We start from the raw sequence: 18,617 nt of genomic DNA on the forward strand, positions 1-18,617 counted from the left end.
ATCCGAAAGGTTTGTGACCACCCGACTTCCGTCGCCGCGTCGCTTAGGCGTCCTGCCTGGTTCGGGTCCGGGCAGGACTCATGCTCTCACCGAGCGAAGGTAGGCTGTCGGTGGGTTACATCGGGGGGCTGCCTTGCCAACGCGTGACAATTCCGAATTTGTCGTGTTCGCTGTCGTATCCGCTGCCGCGTTGCTCTCCGCCGGATATCTGGGTAAGAAGTTGCTCCCTGGCGCGCAGCTCGGTGATGTCGATCCCGCCTCGCTGGTCGGCGCGCTGGTCTCGTTGGCGGTCGCGGTCATCTCGGCGTGGTTCGGTCGGCGAGCTCTGGTGGTCACCGAGTTGGCCCAGGCGTGGAATGACGCCGATGCTGCGGGAGTTGCCGACCGACTTGCTCCTGAGGTGCGTGCGGTGGAAATCGCGGCCCGCGCGGCGCTGGTGGGCTTGGGCAAGCGAATCAACGTCACGTTTCGGGTGCAGCTCGCGCATAGCGCTGCCTTGCCTGGGTCAGTGGGAGCGCTCGCAACTGTGGGGGACTACTACCGTGGCGTCCGGCCTGGCCGGCTGATCATCAGTGGGGTCGGCGGTGCCGGGAAAACCGTGCTTGCACTAGAACTGATGCTCGACCTGTTGAAGTCACGTAGCGACGGCGAACCAGTCCCGGTGCGAGTCACAGCCGCGACCTGGCCGACTGGGTTCAGCGTCGAGGAATGGCTGGTTCGACACCTCGTCGATACCTATGCACTGCGGCACGCTGCAGCGCGATCGCTGCTCAATGCCGGGCTCGTGCTTCCGGTGGTGGATGGGCTGGACGAGATGGCCGACGACGCACCTGAACTGGACTCGCGTCCAGCCGCGCTCCTCCGGGCCCTCGATGAATTTCATGATTCCGAGGGACTCGCGCCGCTTGTCCTCACCTGCCGTACTGAGCAACTAGGCTCGCTTGCCGACATTGGTGTGCGGCTGCGTGATTCGGCGACGATTGAGATCGTCGGACTCTCGGCTGCCGAAGCGCAGTTGTATCTCCAAACAAGTGTCGACGACCCGGCACGCTGGCAGCCAGTGTTGGCAAAGCTGCTTTTCGAGCCAACCGGGCTCCTGTCGACTGCGCTGGGCACCCCGTGGCGCCTCTCTTTGGTGCGCCAGGTCTATGAGCGTGACACCCAGGGCGGGTATCAGCATGATCCACTTGAACTCGTCAATACCACATGGTCTGGACCCGACCACCTGCGTGATCATCTACTTTCTCTACTGATCCCCATCGCGACCGGCGATGCGGAGACCGCCCGGTATCATCCTGATCAGGTGCACCGTTGGCTTACCACTCTCGCTCGCGACTATCTGGGTCGTCATGGCGGGACTCAGGTAGGTGGTGTAGCAATCTCGGGGACCGATCTCGTCCCCCACCAGCTATGGCCCCTCGCCGGAGTGCGTTTCGTCCGGGGCGTCACGGTTGCGCTCGCGTGGCTTCTCCTGTCCGGCGCTCTGTGTGTCGAATTGCTGCGCGAAACGCCGAGACAGTCACCGACTTACATCGTCACGGTTGCTGGAGGTGCGGGCTTCTTGTTGGCACTGCTGACGTTGTTGGCAGCACTGACCAAGGCAGAGCCCAACAGATTTGTATGGACGTTTGCGACAAAGGTAGTGGGCAGGACGAAGCTCCGAAGGCTGAAGGTAGCGTCGCTGACCCTCTTTGCGGGAGTGTCCACGTTGGGATACATGTTGGTGGTTCTCGCGGATCGCAGCACAGCTGGGTGGCTACTCTGGGCAATTCCCCTGTGCAGCGTTGCGTTCGTGACAATCACGTTCGCCCGGGATGACGCGTCCATCAACGCGCGGAACCCGCGAGAGCTCCTCGGCGCGGACGCTCGTTTCATGGTGCTGCTCGCCATGGTGACGGGTGTGCTCATGGCTGTCCTGACCCAAGTTGCCCCCGCGCCACCTGTGTCGGTTGACGACTTCGGGCTGTTCATTGGTGCCGCGATCGGGGTGGTCATAGCCTGGACTATCGCCCCGGCATCGATCTACTACTTGGCTATGTTGCTGGGCACCCGGCGCTGGTCACGTCATCCGCTTCCTTGGGAGCTCGGGGACTTCCTCGAATGGAGCTGCGACCGCGGGCTGCTGCGGTCTGCTGGAGTCGCGTACCAGTTTCGGCACCGCGAGATTCAAGATTTTCTCGCCAGTCGGGGCAACCCGAACGTCGCGTGAAGGTCAGGCGAAGACACCGCGACAGCAGTATCCATTCAGGACTGTAGGAACCTACGCTTACGTAGGGGAAACATGCTGGTAGGCGGCCCGAGCCCGCGCCCGGCGCTGATAAGTTAACGGCATGACGAGTTCGCCCAGCCTGCTGTTCAACCCGGCCACCTACGACCCCCAGCATTTCGACGCGGAGACGCGGCGGCTGTTGAAGGCCACCATCGAGTGGTTCGAGTCCAAGGGCAAGGCGCAGCTGCTGGTCGAGGACCGCGACGCGGTATGGACGTCGGAGTTCCTCGAGTTCGTCGGCAAGGAAAAACTGTTCGCGACCTTCCTGACCCCGGCCGCCTACGCCGACGGCGACCCGAACAAGCGCTGGGACGCGGCCCGCAACGCGGCACTGGCGGAGATCTTCGGGTTCTACGGGCTGGCGTACTGGTACGCCGAGCAGGTCACCATCCTGGGGCTGGGCCCGATCTGGCAGAGCGACAACGAGATCGCCAAGCGCAAGGCCGCCGCCGACCTCGACGACGGTCAGGTGATGGCGTTCGCGCTGTCCGAGCGTGACCACGGCGCCGACATCTACAACACCGACCTGATCCTCACCCCGAGCGAGCCGGGCAGCGCCGACGCCGAGGCGGGCATCCTGTTCCGGGCGAGCGGCGAGAAGTACTACATCGGCAACGGCAACGTCGCCTCGATGGTGTCGGTGTTCTCGCGCCGCGCCGACGTCGAGGGTCCGGCGGGCTACATCTGGTTCGCCGCCGACAGCCGCCACGACGACTACCACCTGATCGAGAGCGTCATCCACGGTCAGATGTATGTCAGCCACTTCCGGCTGGAGAACTACCCGGTGACCGCCGCCGACCTGCTGCACGAGGGGCCGGAGGCCTTCTCGGCCGCGCTCAACACCGTCAACGTCGGCAAGTTCAATCTCTGCCACGGCGGCATCGGCATGGTCGAGCACTCGTTCTTCGAGGCCATCACCCACGCCAACAACCGCATCCTCTACGGCAACCCCGTCACCGACTTCGCCCATGTGCGTGGCAATTTCGTCGACGCCTACGCGCGGTTGATCGCGATGAAGCTGTTCAGCGACCGTGCCGTCGACTACTTTCGCAGCGCCTCGCTCGAGGACCGCCGGTACCTGCTGTTCAACCCGATGACCAAGTCCAAGGTCACCTCCGAGGCCGAGGTCGCGATGACCCTGCTGCTGGATGTGCTGGCGGCCAAGGGATTCGAGAAGGCCACCTACTTCGCGCAGGCCTCGCGCTACATCAACCACCTGCCGCGCCTCGAGGGCACCGTGCACGTGAACGTGGGCCAGATCCTGAAGTTCATGCCGAACTACCTGCTCAACCCGAAGGAATACCCGGCGATCGGCACCGATCTCGCCCCCGGCGACCAGCCGTTCTTCTGGCAGCAGGGTCCGGCGCGCGGCGCGGGCAAGGTGCAATTCGCCGACTGGACTCCCGCCTACGAGCAGGCATCCGAGGTCCCGAACGTCGGCCGGTTCTACGAGCAGGCCCAGGCGCTGCGCAGCCTGCTGCTCACCGCGGCTCCCGATGCGGACCAGCAGAAGGACCTGGATTTCATGCTGACCATCGGCCACCTGTTCTCCACGGTGGTCTACGGGCAGCTGATTCTCGAGCAGGCCGAGCTCACCGGGCTCGACCGCGATGTGCTCGATCAGATCTTCGACTTCCAGATCCGCGACTTCAACGCCCAGGCGGCGGCGCTGCTCGGCAAGCCGTCGGTCACCGAAGCCCAGCGTGCCTGGGCGATCGGGGCCCTGCGCAGCCCGGTGGCCGACGCCGAGCGCTTCGGCCGGGTGTGGCAGCAGGTCGAGGCCTACGACGGCGCGTACGCGATGCGCCCGTAGTCGGGCCGCCGACTCGGTTCGCTACGCCCGTCCCGGGAAGGTGACGGTGACCGGGACCGAACCCAGAATCGTCTGCCAGCGAGCGCGGCGAACGGCGGCCTCGGTGAGAGCTTCCGTCGCGGTGGCGCGCACCACTTCGTCGGTCGCGTTCTCCACGACCGTGTACCACGCTGCCGCGCAATCGGTTTCGACGCTCACCGCGAGATGCGCCGCGGGGATCGGATCGTCGACCGGGGCGGGCGGGGTGTAGGCGGCACGGGGAGCGTCGGGTGCGGTGCCCTCCGCTTCGAGCAGTTCGACCGTGCTGTCCCGACGTGCTCGATGCGCGGCGCTGAACTCGGCGACCAGACGGGACCGGTCGGCATTGGCGTACGCGGCGATCAGGCCGTAGGAGTAGACGGCCGCGTACTCGGCATCGAGTGCGCTCTGCAAGGCCGTTCGCTGTTCGGTCATGTCAGCAGGACTCCTGCCTGGGTGGCGCAGGCCGCGCTGATCGACGCGAGAAGGCCTGCGCGATAGCCGGATTCGGTGCGGGCCAGGGCGGCGGCGGACTGTTGGGAGCGGACCAGCTGATCACGCACTTGCGCGACGGTGGCCGGCTGCGCGGACGCGGTCTCGACCTCCGAGGCCGGGACCGGCGATCCACCGGGGCCGGGCACGGTCACGGCGCCCGTGCGATGAACGGGCGTGGTGCCGTCGCCGTACACGCCGATCACCCGGTCGATTTCGGTGCGGAGCGCGTCGGCGTGCGCGGTGCGCTCGGTGGCGATCGTGCTCAGCGTGGCATTCGACTGGGGCGCCAGCGCGATCGCCGCGGTCGCGGCCGCGGCATCGGCGCGAGCCAGAACTTCTTGCGTGGCAAGAGGATCCGGCGCGTGCACGGTATCGTCCTCGGCGCAGGCGGCCAGCGTGGCCACCACGGGAAGGCCGATCGCGCTCGCGCCGACGAGTCGGAGCACGGTGCGGCGGCGCCAGGCAGGCCGGGTGTCGACCCGTACGGTCGCCGACGGCGAAAGCTGCTGTACCGGTGTGGGATGCGGCACTACGGCGGGGGGCGGCGACGCGGTCGCGCCGGTGGGAGCCGGCGTCGGCCCGGCGAGGTGCGCGGCGGCAGGCTCGACCCGTAACCGAGAGGGTTCGTGCCGGTCGAAACGCATGCCGGAAGGTCGCCCGGCTCTCGGCGGGACGGAATGGCGGTGGGGCACGTTGACCATGGTGCCAGATCTCACGCGGGTAGCTCGCACGCGTGCTGACAGGTCTCGGGCACGCCGAGTCGGACCGGTGCGTGGCGCTCAGCGCCTGGTCCTTTACACTCTCTGAGCGCGTTACGCTAGACCTTCGGCGTAGATATTTCCGATCGCGTCACAACTGAACCAGGAGCCGCCCATATGCCGATGCCCACCGAGGAAAGGGTGAGCCAGCTAGTCGCTGAGCTCGTCGCACGCCGGGGATTCGACCTCGAGGGCGTCGCGATCGCAGCCGCGGGCAACGGCGAGCTGGCTCCGGTTCGAGTGAAGGTCACCGTCGACAGCGACGGCCCCGCCGACCTGGACGCCATCGCCTCGCTCAGCCGCGAGATGTCCGAACTTCTCGATGCCGCAGGCGATTTCGGCGAAGCCGCCTATCTGCTCGAAGTGACGACTCCCGGCGTGGAGCGCCCGCTCACCACCGAACGGCATTGGCGGCGCGCACAGGGCCGCAAGGTCCGCGTGAAGCTGGCCGACGGCGCCGAGCGGATCGAGGGCAAGGCCCGTTTCGACGCGCGCGTTGGCCGGCTCGCCGACGACGCCACCATCGCGCTCGTCATCGGCGGCAAGGTGAAGCCACACCGCGTTCACGTTCCGGTCGCCGATATCGCCGAGGCTGTCGTCCAGGTCGAGTTCAACGCACCGGGCGCCGCCGAACTCGAGCTCGCGGGCGGTATCGCACCGGGCCGCCCGGTACCGGGCGAAGAACCCGCCGACCTCGCCGCACCAGGACAACACAGTGACACTCCCACCGAAGGGGTTGCGGAATGAATATTGAAATCGAAGCCTTGCGGGCGATCGTCGCCGACAAAGGTATCTCGATCGAGACCGTGATCTCGGCGATCGAGTCGGCACTGCTCACCGCCTACCGGCACACCGACGGCCACGAGGCCAACGCGCGCATCGACATCAACCAGAAGACCGGTGTGGTGCGGGTGATGGCGCGTGAGCTCGACGCCGACGGCAACCTCGTCTCCGAATGGGACGACACCCCGGAGGGTTTCGGCCGCATCGCCGCGACCACCGCCCGCCAGGTGGTGCTGCAGCGGCTGCGCGACGCCGAGAACGAGAAGTCCTTCGGCGACTTCGCCGCGCACGAGGGTGAGATCGTCGGCGGTGTGGTCCAGCGCGACGCCAGGGCCAATGCCCGCGGCATCGTGGTGGTACGCATCGGCAGCGAGGCCAACGGCGCCGAGGGGCTGATCCCGCCCGCCGAGCAGGTACCGGGGGAGACCTACGAGCACGGCGACCGGATCAAGTGCTACGTCTACGGTGTCTCGCGTGGCCCGCGTGGTCCGCAGATCCAGCTCTCGCGCACCCACCCGAACCTGGTGCGGCGGCTGTTCTCGCTCGAGGTGCCCGAGATCGCCGACGGCTCCGTCGAGATCGTCGCGGTGGCGCGCGAGTCGGGACACCGCTCCAAGATCGCTGTCCAGTCCACCGTGCCGGGCGTGAACGCCAAGGGCGCGTGCATCGGCCCGATGGGTCAGCGCGTGCGCAACGTGATGAGTGAACTGGCGGGCGAGAAGATCGATATCATCGACTACGCCGAGGATCCGGCGACGTTCGTCGGCAATGCGCTCTCGCCGTCGAAGGTGGTTTCGGTCACCGTCGTCGATCCCGACGCCAGGGCGGCACGCGTGATCGTGCCCGACTTCCAGCTCTCCCTCGCCATCGGCAAGGAGGGCCAGAATGCCCGCCTGGCTGCCCGTCTGACGGGCTGGCGCATCGATATCCGCAGCGACGCGGCTCCGCAACCGGACGACTCCGCCCGGCCGGAAGCGCACCGTAGCTGATCCGAACACGTCGAATCCCGACCGGCGGATGACATGTTCGTAACTTCCGGAGGGGAGGGGTTCGTCGTTATGACCGGGTCACCGGTAGAGTGGGTACAGGACCGGCCCGCGCAATCCGTTCGCACCTGTATCGGATGCCGTCAGCGCGAGCCGTCTGCCGACCTGTTGCGGATCGTGGCGCAGCATCGGAACACCGATGTCGCGATTGTTCCCGATCCGCGGCGCAGACAGCCCGGACGGGGTGCATGGCTGCACCCCGTTTCAGTTTGTTTGCGTTCCGCAGAGCGGCGCCGAGCATTCGGCAGAGCCCTACGAGTGTCCGGAAATCTGGATATCTCAGCCCTGGAGCAGTACCTCGAGAACAGGCACGAGCACTCATGAGCACACCGTGAAGCACCAACGATGAACGTCCGTCGGAGATAACCCGAGGTCGTGCGGGCCCGCCTTACCTAGGCGGCGTCACTGCTCGGCCTCTCAGTGAGGAGAGCAGTGGCAGGCAAGGCCCGCGTGCACGAGTTGGCTAAAGAGCTCGGTGTCACAAGCAAGGAACTACTCGCGAAGCTCAAGGAGCAAGGCGAGTTCGTGAAGTCGGCGTCTTCGACGGTGGAAGCACCCGTCGCACGTCGTCTGCGCGAATCTCTGGCGTCGAAGTCCGCTCCGGCGGCCGATGCCAAGTCGGCGGCCCGTCCCGGCCCGTCGTCGGCAGCAGCAGCCCGTCCGGCTGCCAAGCCCACCCCCGGTGGCCCTCGCCCCGGTCCGCGTCCGGCTCCGGCCGCTCCCGCCCCGGCAGCCGCTGCCGCGCCGGCCGCGCCGAAGCCCGAACAGGCCGCTCCGGTCGAGGCCAAGCCCGCTACGCCGGCACCCGCGAGCCCCGCTCCGGCCGCCGCGCAGTCGGCTCCGGCCACCAAGCCCGCAGGCGCTCCCGCGCCCGGCCCGCGTCCGGCTCCCGCCGCGCCGCGTCCGGCACAGGCTCCCGCCGCAGGTCAGGCCCGTCCGGGTCAGGCGACTCCGGGTGCTGCCGCACCCGGCCCGCGTCCGGCCGGTCCCGGCCCGAAGCCGGGGCCCAAGGCTCCGCGCGTCGGCAACAACCCGTTCAGCTCGGCGCCCGATCGTGAGCGTCCGGCACCGCGTCCCGCCCCGCAGGGTGGCCCGCGTCCCACTCCGGGTCAGGGCGGTCCCCGTCCGGCTCCCGGTCAGGGTGGCCCGCGTCCGGCTCCCGGTCAGGGCGGTCCCCGCCCCGGCCAGGGTGGTCAGGGTCAGCGTCCGGCCGCCGCGCAGGGCGGCGCCCCGCGTCCCGGTGGTCCCCGTCCCAACCCGGGTTCGATGCCTCCGCGTCCGAACCCCGGTGCCATGCCCGCACGCTCCGCACGTCCCGGCCCCGCGGCCGGTGGCCGTCCGGGTCGTCCCGGCGGCGCTCCCGGCGGTGGCGGCGCAGGCCGTCCCGGTGGTGGCGGCGGCGGTGGCGGTTACCGCGGTGGCGGTGGCGGTGCCCCCGGCGCTCCCGGCGCCGGTGCCCCCGCGGCCGGTGGTTTCCGCGGTCGCCCCGGTGGCGGCGGCGGTCGTCCCGGTGGTCCCGGTGGCCGTGGTGGTGCCGCAGGCGCCTTCGGTCGTCCCGGTGGCGCGGTTCGCCGTGGCCGTAAGTCGAAGCGGGCGAAGCGCGCCGAGTACGAGAACATGCAGGCTCCCGCCGTCGGTGGCGTGCGTCTGCCCCGCGGCAACGGCGAGATCATCCGTCTCGCCCGTGGCGCGTCGCTGTCGGACTTCGCCGAGAAGATCGACGCGAACCCCGCAGCTCTCGTGCAGGCCCTGTTCAACCTCGGCGAGATGGTCACCGCCACTCAGTCGGTGAACGACGAGACCCTCGAGCTGCTCGGCGGCGAGATGAACTACGTCGTCCACGTGGTCAGCCCCGAGGACGAAGATCGCGAACTGCTGTCGTCGTTCGACCTCACCTACGGCGAAGACGCCGGCGGCGAGGACGACCTCGAGCACCGTCCGCCGGTCGTGACCGTCATGGGTCACGTCGACCACGGTAAGACCCGACTGCTCGACACGATCCGTAAGGCCAACGTCGCCGAGGGCGAGGCCGGTGGCATCACCCAGCACATCGGTGCCTACCAGGTGCTCACCAACCTCAACGACGAAGAGCGCCTGATCACCTTCATCGACACCCCGGGTCACGAGGCGTTCACCGCCATGCGTGCGCGTGGTGCGAAGGCCACCGATATCGCGATCCTCGTGGTCGCGGCCGACGACGGCGTCATGCCGCAGACGGTGGAAGCGATCAACCACGCGCAGGCCGCTGACGTGCCGATCGTTGTCGCGATCAACAAGATCGACAAAGAGGGTGCGAACCCGGACAAGATCAAGCAGCAGCTCACCGAGTACGGCCTGGTCACCGAGGAGTACGGCGGCGACACCATGTTCGTCAACATCTCGGCCAAGCAGGGCACCAACATCGACGCGCTGCTCGAAGCAGTGCTGCTGACCGCGGATGCCTCGCTCGACCTGCGGGCCAACCCGGACATGGACGCCCAGGGTGTCGCCATCGAGGCGCACCTCGACCGCGGCCGTGGCCCCGTGGCCACCGTGCTCATCCAGCGCGGCACCCTGCACGTCGGTGACTCGATCGTGGCGGGCGACGCCTACGGTCGCGTCCGTCGCATGGTCGACGAGCACGGCGCGGACGTCCACGCGGCGACTCCGTCGCGCCCGGTCCAGGTCATCGGTTTCACCTCCGTCCCCGGCGCTGGTGACAACCTGATCGTGGTCGAGGAAGACCGCATCGCCCGTCAGATCGCCGATCGCCGCAATGCGCGCAAGCGCAACGCACTGGCCGCTCGCAGCCGCAAGCGGATCAGCCTGGAAGATCTGGATGCCGCACTGAAGGAGACTTCGGAGCTCAACTTGATCCTCAAGGGCGACAACTCCGGTACCGTCGAGGCCCTCGAAGAGGCCCTGCTCGGGATCGAGATCGACGACGAGGTGCGTCTGCGCGTCATCGACCGCGGTGTCGGTGGCGTCACCGAGACCAACGTCAACCTGGCGTCGGCCTCGAACGCGATCATCATCGGCTTCAACGTCCGCGCGGAGGGCAAGGCCACTGAGCTGGCCAACCGCGAAGGCGTCGACATCCGGTACTACTCGGTGATCTACCAGGCGATCGACGAGATCGAGAAGGCCCTCAAGGGCATGCTCAAGCCGATCTACGAAGAGGTCGAGCTGGGCCGCGCCGAGATCCGCGCGATCTTCCGTTCGTCCAAGATCGGCAACATCGCCGGTTGCATGGTCACCTCGGGCTCGGTCAAGCGCAACGCCAAGGCGCGCCTGATCCGTGACGGTCGAGTGATCGCGGAGACGATGACCATCTCCTCGCTCAAGCGGGAGAAGGACGACGCTCCTGAGGTTCGCGAAGGTTTCGAGTGCGGTATGACCGTCACCTACAGCGACATCAAGGACGGCGACATCATCGAGGCTTACGAGCTTCGTGAAAAGCCGCGCGACTGATCAACGCAATACCGCTCGATCCACGCCGCATCCGATTCTTCGGGTGCGGCGTGGAGTCTTGCGGGAACCCATCTACCAGGAGGTGAGCACCGCTGTTCATCGGTGCGCTCGAATTCGATCTACTGCTCGGTGACGTGCATTCGCTCAAGGAGAAGCGGTCGGTGATCCGGCCGATCCTCGCCGAGCTGGGAAAGCGCTTCGGCGTGAATGCCGCCGAAGCCGGAGATCAGGACCTGCACCGCCGGGCACTGCTCGGCGTGGCCATGGTCAGTGCGGAAACGGGACACCTGAACGAGGTGCTCGACAAGTGTGAGCGGCACGTTGCCGCGCGTCCGGAGATAGAGTTGCTGGCAGTACGCCGCCGGATCTTCGGACCCGAAGACTAAGGGAGGTACCGCCATGGTTGATCAAGCCAGGGCACGCCGGCTCGCCAAGCGGATTTCCGCGATCGTGGCCACCGCGATCGAATACGAGATCAAGGATCCGCGGCTGCGGTTCGTCACCGTCACCGATGCCAAGGTGTCCGGGGATCTGCGCGAGGCGAACGTCTATTACACGGTGATGGGCGAGACCATCGACGCCGAACCCGACTACGCCGAGGCCGCCGCCGGGCTCGACGCGGCCAAGGGTGTGTTGCGGTCCAAGGTGGGTGCGGGTACCGGAGTGAAGTTCACCCCGATCCTGTCTTTCACTCTCGATAAGGTGCCCGAGGTGGCCCGCGAGATGGAAGAGTTGCTCGCGAGAGCTCGCGCCATCGACGACGAGGTGGCCAAGGTCGCCGCCAACGCCAAGCACGCGGGCGAGGCCGACCCGTACAAGGCCGATCGCGACGACGAAGACGAGTAGGCAGGCATGTCCGGTCAGCGCCCGCAGGCGGTAGCCCGAGTGACCACGCAGGGTGCGTCATCCTGCCCGGTGGGCACCGCCTTGTCGGGCCGACGACCGGTGCCCGTCGTGGACGCCGGATGACCAGCGTCCGCGACGGGACCGAACTGGGCACGGCCGTCGCCGCCTTGGCGGCGGCGCGCTCGGTGACGATCCTGTGCCACGTGCAGCCCGATGCCGACACCGTGGGGAGCGGACTGGCGCTGGCGTTGGCGCTGCACCGGCGCGAGGTACCGGTGTGTGTGTCCTTCGCCGAGCCTGCTGAGCTGCCCGCTTCGTTGCGCACGCTGCCCGGTGTGCAGCTGGTGGTGCCGCCCGCGCAGGTGCCGGCCGAGGTGGACCTGCTGATCGTCGTCGACTGCGGCGCGCGCAGCCGTCTCGGCGCTCTCGCCGACCGATTACCCGGTGCGACAATGACATTGGTGATCGATCATCACCGGGCCAACGACGGCTTCGGCACCGTCGACCTGATCGACGAATCCGCGGCCTCGACCACCGAATTGGTGACCCGGCTCCTCGATGCGTGGGGCGTGGAGATCGACGCCCCCATCGCGCACTGCCTGTTCGCGGGCCTGGTCACCGATACCGGCTCGTTCCGCTGGGCCCGGTCCGGCAGCCACGCGATGGCCGAGCGCCTGCTCGCCACCGGCATCGACGGCACCGAGATCACCCGTGTCCTGCTCGACACCCACCCCTACGCCTGGCTCCCGATGTTGTCGAAGGTGCTGTCCACCGCTGTGGTCGTGCCCGCCGCCGGTGTCGGCCTGGTCTACGCGCTCGTGCGCGCCGCCGATACCCACGACGTGGGCCCCGAAGAGGTCGAGAGCGTCATCGACGTCATCCGCACCACCGCCGAAGCGGGCATCGCCGCCGTCTTCAAGGAAGCCCGCGGCCAGAACGACCGCTGGACGGTCTCCCTACGATCGCGTGACTCCGCCCCCGGCCGCACCGACGGCATCGATGTCGCCGCGGTCGCCGGGGTTTTCGGCGGCGGCGGCCACCGCTTCGCCGCCGGCTACACCACCTACGGCAACGCCGAGGATGTCGTCCGCGCCCTGATCGCCGCCCTGGGCTGACCTAGGTCGCGGCGACGGTCTTCTCGCGGCGCAAGCGCAGGGCCAGGGGGACGCCGAGGACGGTGGTGGTGGCGCAGAGGGTGAAGGCCAGGGCGGGCTGGTCTACGAGGAGGCCGGTCAGGCCCGCTACGACGAGACCGCCGAGATTGCCGGTCATCCAGATCAGGCCCGCGGCGGTGCCTTCCGCGGCGCCGGTGTGGCGTTCGGCCATGGCCAGCACGATCGGGAGGGCGGGGAGCAGGGTCAGGCCGATGAGGACGAAGGCCAGGAAGCCGGTGGCAAGGCCTGGGGCGAGGGCGACGAGCAGGCAGGCGGCGGCGCTGGCGGTGAGACCGACCATCACGGCGGGGAGTTCGATACCGCGGCGCAGGACCGCGACCGGGATCACCGCGCAGCCGACGACACCGGCGAGGACGTTCACCAGCAGCACGATGCTGGCCGCGTCAGCGCTCACGCCGGACGGTTCCAGCAGTGCTTGGCCATAGGTCGCCAGCGCGACGAACGTGCCGAAGGGGAAGAACACGGTGACGCAGAGCCGGCGCACATACCGGTCGCCGAGGGTCGCTCGGAGCGCGACGAGCGAGGTCGAAGTGCTCGCGGCAGGTCCGGTGCCCGCGCGCATCAGTTCGACGGTCAGTGCGACCGCGGCCAGGGCGGCGAAGATCGTGCCGATCGCGGTGAGGGTGGTGAGCTGGCTTTGCGCGGGCAGCGCCGCGCCGAGTACGAACGCGGCGGCCATCCCGGCGAAGGTGCTCGCGGTGCCCACCGCGATACCGGTCGGCCGGTCCTTCTCGTCGAGATAGTGCCCCGCGATGCCGGTGATCGCGTTGAGCACCAGCGGTTGCGCGATGGCGACGACGGTCTGACCGATGAGCACGATCGCGAAACCGCCGTCGAGCAGGCGCAGGGCAGCACCGATCGCGGTGAGGACCGCGCCGGCGATCAGGCTGGGGCGGAACCAGCGATCGAGGGCGATTCCGGCGGGCACGGCGAGCACGACATAGAGCAGCGGGAACATGTTCGCCAGCCACCCGATTGCGGACTCGGACACACCGAAGTGCTCCGCCGCCACGGTCGTCACCGGCGCGTAGGTGAGCCACACCAGCTGGGTGGCCGCGCCGACCAGGGCGAACGCCGTGATCACCCGCCATCGCTGCACAAACACCATGGTCGATCCTGAGTTGTCCGGGCGAACCAGGCGTCCGCGGTATGTCATCGTTCCACCCGAGCTGGGCAGACGACCAGTATCGTCACTCATCCTGCCTGTCGTCCACACTTCGTACCGCGATTTCGTGCCGATGGGTAAGTGTGTCCGCGATCAGCGGTGTGGGTGGCGGCGTCGGTGCACGACGACCGCGACCATGATCATGCCCGGCGAACGGCGAGATCGCCGACGCACGTGATGGGCGATGTGTCGGTGGCGTGTGCCACCATCGGCGGGTCGGCGGCGCGTCCGATGAGTTCGTGGTGACTGTGGGAGGTCGGTGTGGGGTCCGCTGAACCGAGGGACGAAGCCATGACCGGCGATGAGGTCGACCAGGTCGGGCCGCGGCGAATTCTCGGCATCGCCGTGCCCACCCTGGGTGTGCTGGTCGCCGAGCCGCTGTATCTGCTCTTCGACATCGCGGTGGTCGGCAGGCTGGGGGCGCTGGCACTGGCCGGGCTGGCCGTCGGCGCGGTGATCCTCGGGTCGGTGAGCACCCAGCTGACGTTCCTGTCCTATGGCACGACCGCGCGTGCGGCCCGCAGACACGGTGCGGGGGATCGGACAGGTGCTGTCGAGGAGGGCGTGCAGGCCAGCTGGGTGGGTGTGGCGATCGGTCTGGTGATCGTCGCGGTGATCCAGTTGTTCGCGGTGCCACTGTGTTCGGTGCTCTCCGGCGGTGGGGAGATCGCCGACGAGGCGTTGATCTGGGTGCGGATCGCGCTGTTCGGCGTGCCGCTGATCCTGCTGTCGATGGCGGGCAACGGGTGGATGCGCGGCGTGCAGGATGTGCGACGACCACTGACCTACGTGGTGGTGGGCCTGGCGTTGTCGGCGGTGCTGTGTCCGGTTCTGGTGTACGGACTGCTCGGCGCGCCGCGCATGGAGCTGGCCGGTTCGGCGGTGGCGAATCTCGTCGGCCAATCGGTCTCCGGTGTCCTGTTCGCCTATGCCTTGCTGCGCGAACGTGTTTCGCTGCGACCGCGCGTCGCGGTGATGCGCGCTCAACTCGTCCTCGGGCGCGACCTCATCATCCGCAGTCTGTCGTTCCAGATCTGCTTCGTCTCCGCCGCCGCGGTGGCCGCCCGTTTCGGCGCCGCGTCCGTGGCCGCCCACCAGGTGGTCCTGCAACTCTGGAATTTCCTCGCCCTGACCTTGGACTCGCTCGCCATCGCCGCCCAGACCCTGGTCGGCGCGGCCCTCGGTGCCGGTAATGCCCACGGCGCCAAGGCGATCGCGCGCCGGGTGACGGTCTGGTCCGAGATCTTCGCGCTGCTCCTCGCCGCCGTCTTCGCCGCGGGTGTGACCGCGATTCCGCTGTTGTTCACCGACGACCCCCAGGTCCTCGAACGCACCCATGTCATCTGGTGGTTCTTCGTCGCCATGATCCCGGTGGCCGGTGCGGTGTTCGCCCTCGACGGTGTCCTGCTCGGCGCGGGCGACGCCGCCTTCCTGCGCACCGCGACCCTCGTCGCCGCGCTGACCGGCTTCCTGCCGCTGATCTGGCTGTCGCTGATCTTCGACTGGGGTGTGGCGGGAATCTGGACCGGTTTGGTCGTCTTCATGTTGGCTCGGCTGCTGGCCGTCATCGCCCGCGCACGATCCGGTCGCTGGGCCAAGGTGGGCGCCGAGATCCCGCACGGCGCCGCATAGTGCCGTGGAAACACAGTGCCGTGGAAACACAGTGTCGTGGAAACCTGTGTGACACAGCAGATTCGGCTCCGGTGACGGGTACGGAGGTGCTTCTCGGCGGTCGATCGCCTACCGTCGCTGGTGCGGACAGTGGGATCGACGATGGAGGCACAATGGCCGTGCACGACGTGATTGCCCAGGGCGGCCGGGTGGCGGTGGCCGCGGCGCTGGTGCTGATCGGCGCGGTGGGCGTGGGGCCCGCGGCGCAGGCGGCGCCCGTCGCGCCGGGGCAGCTGATTGCCCATACCGCCCAGCCTGCCGGCTGGGGTGACTGGTCGCGGGCAGCCATCGTCGAATACCGCACGGAGGGCGCGACGCGCGGCATCGCGAACGCGGCCGGGCTGTTGCTGCTCCCGGATACGCCCGCCCCGGCAGGTGGTTATCCGGTGGTGGCGTGGGATCACGGGACCAGTGGGCTCGGGCCCCGGTGCGGCCTCACCACCGACAAGGCGCGGCACGAACGCCCGCTGCTGCGAGCATTCCTCGATCGTGGCTGGGCGGTGGTCGCCCCGGATTACCTCGGCCTGTCGCCCGGCTCCGACACCGTGCACCCATACCTGCACACTCGCACCGAGGCCACGGCCACGATCGACCTGGTTCGTGCCGCGCGGGCCGCGGAGCCGAGTCTGGCGCGGACGTGGGCCGTGGTCGGCGGTTCGCAGGGGGGACATGCCGCACTGGGGACCGGCAACCTCGCCGACGACTACGCGCCCGAACTGGACTTCCGCGGCACCGTGGCGCTGGCGCCGGCATCCAACTACGAGCAGATTCTGACCCGGCTCGGTCCCGAGGTCCCGAACCTCCCCGTGGTGGACCGGCTAGTCGGCCCGTTCGCGGGCATGCTCGCCGGGCTGCGCGCCACCCGTCCCGACCTGGATGTCAACGGTCTGCTCAGCGCTCGTGGACGCGAAGTGGTCGACGCGATCGCCACCAGTTGTGTCGACGATTTCGACCGGGCCGTCGGCGGTGCGTCGATCGGCGCGCTGCTGGCGAAGCCCGTGGCCGCCGACGGCATCGGCGCGGCGCTGCGTGACTACATGGTGGTCCCCACGGTCGGTTATCGCCAACCGGTGCTGATCGCCCACGGCGCGGCCGACACGGTGGTTCCGCTGCCGCTGACCTTCGCGCTGCTCGCGCAGATGCGATCGGCGGGCACCCAGGTCGAGTTCGCGCAGTACCCGGGCGGACACGAACAGGTCGGCGTCGAATCGCAGGACCGGGTCCTGGCTTTCGTCGACGGCTTACTCGCCACCGCCTGACCCGGGAGCGGGACGGCTCAGCGGGGGTAGGGGCTGAGCATGTCGATCCAGCGGATGTCCAGGTCGCGGGTCAGGTAGTCCAGGCGGGAATTCCAGAAGTCCCGCATGTGCGGCAGGGCGAGGTGGCGGTCGAGGTCGGCTTTGCTGCGCCATACCTCGTAGAAGACGAAGACCGAGGGGTCGTCGCTGTCGACGTGGAAGTGGTATTCGAGGCAGCCTTCTTCGGCGCGGGTCGGTTCGACGAACGAGAGCAGCAGCTCGCGCAGGTCGTCGCGGCGTTCGGGTTTCGGGTGGGCGAACCCCACCATCGCGTAGGTGCTCGACATGATGCTCCTTAGGTACGATGTTCTACGTACCTAAGGACGCTAGGCGGCAGCTAGGTATGATGCAAGCCGTACCTATGTGGAGGTGGTGGGTGGACCAGGAACTCGAGCTGGGAGCGGTACTCGGCGCGCTGGCCGATCCGCTGCGGCGTCGCGTGATCACCCTGCTCGCGCTGGATCCCGCCGATGGCGACCGCAGCTGCTCGTCGTTCGACCTGCCGGTGACGAAGGCGACCCGCACCCACCACTTCCGGGTGCTGCGCGAGGCGGGGCTGGTCCGGCAGGTGAATTACGGCAATCGCAGCACCGTCGTCCTGCGGCGGGCCGACCTCGACGCGCGTTTTCCCGGCTTGCTCGATCTGCTGGTGGCCGAGGCAGCCGACGCGCAGGGGTGAACCCGCAGGCGCCGCGTGCCCGGGGTGTGCCACTGTGGACAGGTGATTCCGAAGTTGATGGCGGTCAGCGATGTGCACGTGGGGCATCAGGGCAACAAGCCTGTGGTGGAGCAGATCGTTCCCGATTCGCCCGAGGACTGGCTGATCGTCGCCGGGGACGTGGGGGAGAAGGCCGAGGAGGTGCGGTGGGCGCTGGAGTTGCTGCGCGGCCGCTTCGCCAAGGTGATCTGGGTACCGGGCAACCACGAGCTGTGGACCACGCCGAAGGATCCGGTGCAGATGCACGGCGCCGCCCGCTACGACTATCTCGTCGCGATGTGTCGTGACCTCGATGTCGTCACCCCCGAGGACCCGTTCCCGGTGTGGACGGGTCCGGGCGCCGAGAAGTACGGCGGCCGGGTCACCCTGGCGCCGATGTTCCTGCTCTACGACTACTCGTGGCGACCGGCGGGCACGAAGACCAAGGCGGAGGGTCTGGCGCTGGCGCGCGAACGCAATGTCGTGGCGACCGACGAGTTCCTGCTGACCCCCGACCCGTACCTCACCCGCGACGCCTGGTGCCACGCCCGTGTCCAGTACACCCAGCGCCGCCTCGACGCGCTGCCCACCGACACCCCGCTGGTGATGATCAACCACTTCCCCCTGGTCCGTCAGCCCACCGACATCCTGTTCTACCCGGAGTTCTCGCTGTGGTGCGGCACCGACCTGACCGCCGACTGGCACACCAGCTACAACGTGGTCTGCTCGGTCTACGGCCACCTCCACATCCCGCGCACCACCTACTACGACGGCGTCCGCTTCGAAGAGGTCTCCCTCGGCTATCCCCGTGAATGGAAACGTCGAGGCATGCCGGAACCGCTGCTGCGCCAGATCCTTCCCGACCCGGTCTACGCCGAAGGCGACCTGAACTCCTGGGGCGGCCACTTCAAGGTCACCCCGGAGATGGAAGCCGCGGCCGCCGAGATGCGCGAGAAGGCCGAGCGCAGGCGAGGCATCTGACAGCGAATTTGCACGAGAACCCCACGCCTGATTTCGTAAGAACATCGGCAACTCACCGGGCACGAGCAAACCCGCCCACCCGGTACCGCCAGACGCCGGCGCTGACCCAACCAGCGCCGAGGTCTGGCCACAAGACGCGGAGAGGCGGACAA

At 68.2% G+C, this 18,617-nt stretch carries 17 protein-coding genes; 13 read left to right on the forward strand and 4 right to left on the reverse strand.

The window, feature by feature from the left end; all coding sequences use genetic code 11:
- Positions 1-163: 163 nt before the first annotated feature.
- Both ACWF99_RS25205 and ACWF99_RS25210 read left to right on the forward strand, forming a co-directional pair.
- Entirely contained in the window at positions 164-2,209 is a 2,046-nt protein-coding gene (locus ACWF99_RS25205; protein WP_452537561.1) for an NACHT domain-containing protein, read from the forward strand.
- Between the two features lie 121 nt (positions 2,210-2,330).
- On the forward strand, positions 2,331-4,082 hold the full coding sequence (locus ACWF99_RS25210; protein ID WP_378655301.1) for an acyl-CoA dehydrogenase family protein: 1,752 nt from the start codon (positions 2,331-2,333) through the stop codon (positions 4,080-4,082).
- Positions 4,083-4,103: 21 nt separating this feature from the next.
- Here the strand turns inward: ACWF99_RS25210 and ACWF99_RS25215 are convergent, their stop codons facing one another.
- Together ACWF99_RS25215 and ACWF99_RS25220 are read right to left on the reverse strand one after the other, a co-directional pair.
- Positions 4,104-4,535, reverse strand: a complete 432-nt coding sequence (locus tag ACWF99_RS25215; protein WP_378626513.1) for a ferritin-like domain-containing protein — start codon at positions 4,533-4,535, stop codon at positions 4,104-4,106.
- Positions 4,532-5,239: a hypothetical protein gene (locus ACWF99_RS25220; protein WP_452537562.1), complete on the reverse strand. Its 708-nt coding sequence runs from the start codon at positions 5,237-5,239 to the stop codon at positions 4,532-4,534. The genes ACWF99_RS25215 and ACWF99_RS25220 overlap by 4 nt, the downstream gene beginning before the upstream one ends.
- A 231-nt stretch (positions 5,240-5,470) precedes the next feature.
- Between ACWF99_RS25220 and rimP the strand changes: the two genes are divergently transcribed.
- The 7 genes from rimP to ACWF99_RS25255 all read left to right on the forward strand — a co-directional run bounded on the left by rimP (position 5,471) and on the right by ACWF99_RS25255 (position 12,593).
- Positions 5,471-6,100 carry a ribosome maturation factor RimP gene (gene rimP, locus ACWF99_RS25225; protein ID WP_378626515.1) on the forward strand — a complete coding sequence of 210 codons (630 nt, stop codon included), beginning with the start codon at positions 5,471-5,473 and terminating at the stop codon, positions 6,098-6,100.
- A complete protein-coding gene (nusA, locus tag ACWF99_RS25230) occupies positions 6,097-7,125 on the forward strand; it encodes a transcription termination factor NusA (RefSeq protein WP_358187413.1) in 1,029 nt (342 codons plus the stop codon). Before rimP ends, nusA begins: the two co-directional genes overlap by 4 nt.
- 69 nt (positions 7,126-7,194) lie before the next feature.
- Entirely contained in the window at positions 7,195-7,506 is a 312-nt protein-coding gene (locus tag ACWF99_RS25235; RefSeq protein WP_101468594.1) for a YlxR family protein, read from the forward strand.
- A 108-nt stretch (positions 7,507-7,614) separates the two neighbouring features.
- Positions 7,615-10,632, forward strand: coding sequence for a translation initiation factor IF-2 (infB, locus tag ACWF99_RS25240; RefSeq protein WP_378626518.1), 3,018 nt, complete (start codon positions 7,615-7,617; stop codon positions 10,630-10,632).
- A gap of 92 nt (positions 10,633-10,724) precedes the next feature.
- Complete coding sequence (locus tag ACWF99_RS25245) at positions 10,725-11,018, forward strand: DUF503 domain-containing protein (RefSeq protein ID WP_378628258.1); 294 nt, start codon at positions 10,725-10,727, stop codon at positions 11,016-11,018.
- A gap of 13 nt (positions 11,019-11,031) precedes the next feature.
- Positions 11,032-11,478, forward strand: a complete 447-nt coding sequence (gene rbfA, locus ACWF99_RS25250; protein ID WP_378626520.1) for a 30S ribosome-binding factor RbfA — start codon at positions 11,032-11,034, stop codon at positions 11,476-11,478.
- 119 nt (positions 11,479-11,597) lie between these two features.
- Complete coding sequence (locus ACWF99_RS25255) at positions 11,598-12,593, forward strand: DHH family phosphoesterase (protein WP_452537563.1); 996 nt, start codon at positions 11,598-11,600, stop codon at positions 12,591-12,593.
- Position 12,594: 1 nt separating this feature from the next.
- On the opposite strand, the gene ACWF99_RS25260 is transcribed toward ACWF99_RS25255, so the two are convergent.
- A complete protein-coding gene (locus ACWF99_RS25260) occupies positions 12,595-13,761 on the reverse strand; it encodes an MFS transporter (protein ID WP_378655310.1) in 1,167 nt (388 codons plus the stop codon).
- Between the two features lie 348 nt (positions 13,762-14,109).
- On the opposite strand from ACWF99_RS25260, the gene ACWF99_RS25265 reads away from it, so the two are divergent.
- Positions 14,110-15,450 (forward strand): MATE family efflux transporter, encoded by a 1,341-nt coding sequence (locus tag ACWF99_RS25265; protein WP_452537564.1) that lies wholly within the window; start codon positions 14,110-14,112, stop codon positions 15,448-15,450.
- 152 nt (positions 15,451-15,602) lie between these two features.
- Complete coding sequence (locus ACWF99_RS25270) at positions 15,603-16,748, forward strand: lipase family protein (protein WP_452537565.1); 1,146 nt, start codon at positions 15,603-15,605, stop codon at positions 16,746-16,748.
- 17 nt (positions 16,749-16,765) lie between these two features.
- Here the strand turns inward: ACWF99_RS25270 and ACWF99_RS25275 are convergent, their stop codons facing one another.
- Positions 16,766-17,074 (reverse strand): putative quinol monooxygenase, encoded by a 309-nt coding sequence (locus tag ACWF99_RS25275; protein ID WP_452537566.1) that lies wholly within the window; start codon positions 17,072-17,074, stop codon positions 16,766-16,768.
- Between the two features lie 89 nt (positions 17,075-17,163).
- Between ACWF99_RS25275 and ACWF99_RS25280 the strand changes: the two genes are divergently transcribed.
- Both ACWF99_RS25280 and ACWF99_RS25285 read left to right on the forward strand, forming a co-directional pair.
- The gene (locus ACWF99_RS25280; RefSeq protein ID WP_378626527.1) at positions 17,164-17,466 is read left to right on the forward strand and encodes an ArsR/SmtB family transcription factor; all 303 of its coding nucleotides are present in this window, start codon (positions 17,164-17,166) and stop codon (positions 17,464-17,466) included.
- A 42-nt stretch (positions 17,467-17,508) separates the two neighbouring features.
- The gene (locus ACWF99_RS25285) at positions 17,509-18,465 is read left to right on the forward strand and encodes a metallophosphoesterase family protein (protein WP_358062466.1); all 957 of its coding nucleotides are present in this window, start codon (positions 17,509-17,511) and stop codon (positions 18,463-18,465) included.
- Positions 18,466-18,617: the final 152 nt, after the last annotated feature.

Source organism: Nocardia sp. NPDC055002, from assembly GCF_053608825.1.

Bases quoted from the DNA above. Each gene is read 5' to 3' on its own strand.
- ACWF99_RS25210 (WP_378655301.1), top strand. From the start codon at position 2,331: ATGACGAGTTCGCCCAGCCTGCTGTTCAACCCGGCCACCTACGACCCC.
- ACWF99_RS25215 (WP_378626513.1), bottom strand. From the start codon at position 4,535: ATGACCGAACAGCGAACGGCCTTGCAGAGCGCACTCGATGCCGAGTAC.
- ACWF99_RS25220 (WP_452537562.1), bottom strand. From the start codon at position 5,239: ATGCGTTTCGACCGGCACGAACCCTCTCGGTTACGGGTCGAGCCTGCC.
- rimP (WP_378626515.1), top strand. From the start codon at position 5,471: ATGCCGATGCCCACCGAGGAAAGGGTGAGCCAGCTAGTCGCTGAGCTC.
- nusA (WP_358187413.1), top strand. From the start codon at position 6,097: ATGAATATTGAAATCGAAGCCTTGCGGGCGATCGTCGCCGACAAAGGT.
- ACWF99_RS25235 (WP_101468594.1), top strand. From the start codon at position 7,195: ATGACCGGGTCACCGGTAGAGTGGGTACAGGACCGGCCCGCGCAATCC.
- rbfA (WP_378626520.1), top strand. From the start codon at position 11,032: ATGGTTGATCAAGCCAGGGCACGCCGGCTCGCCAAGCGGATTTCCGCG.
- ACWF99_RS25255 (WP_452537563.1), top strand. From the start codon at position 11,598: ATGACCAGCGTCCGCGACGGGACCGAACTGGGCACGGCCGTCGCCGCC.
- ACWF99_RS25260 (WP_378655310.1), bottom strand. From the start codon at position 13,761: ATGGTGTTTGTGCAGCGATGGCGGGTGATCACGGCGTTCGCCCTGGTC.
- ACWF99_RS25265 (WP_452537564.1), top strand. From the start codon at position 14,110: ATGACCGGCGATGAGGTCGACCAGGTCGGGCCGCGGCGAATTCTCGGC.
- ACWF99_RS25270 (WP_452537565.1), top strand. From the start codon at position 15,603: ATGGCCGTGCACGACGTGATTGCCCAGGGCGGCCGGGTGGCGGTGGCC.
- ACWF99_RS25275 (WP_452537566.1), bottom strand. From the start codon at position 17,074: ATGTCGAGCACCTACGCGATGGTGGGGTTCGCCCACCCGAAACCCGAA.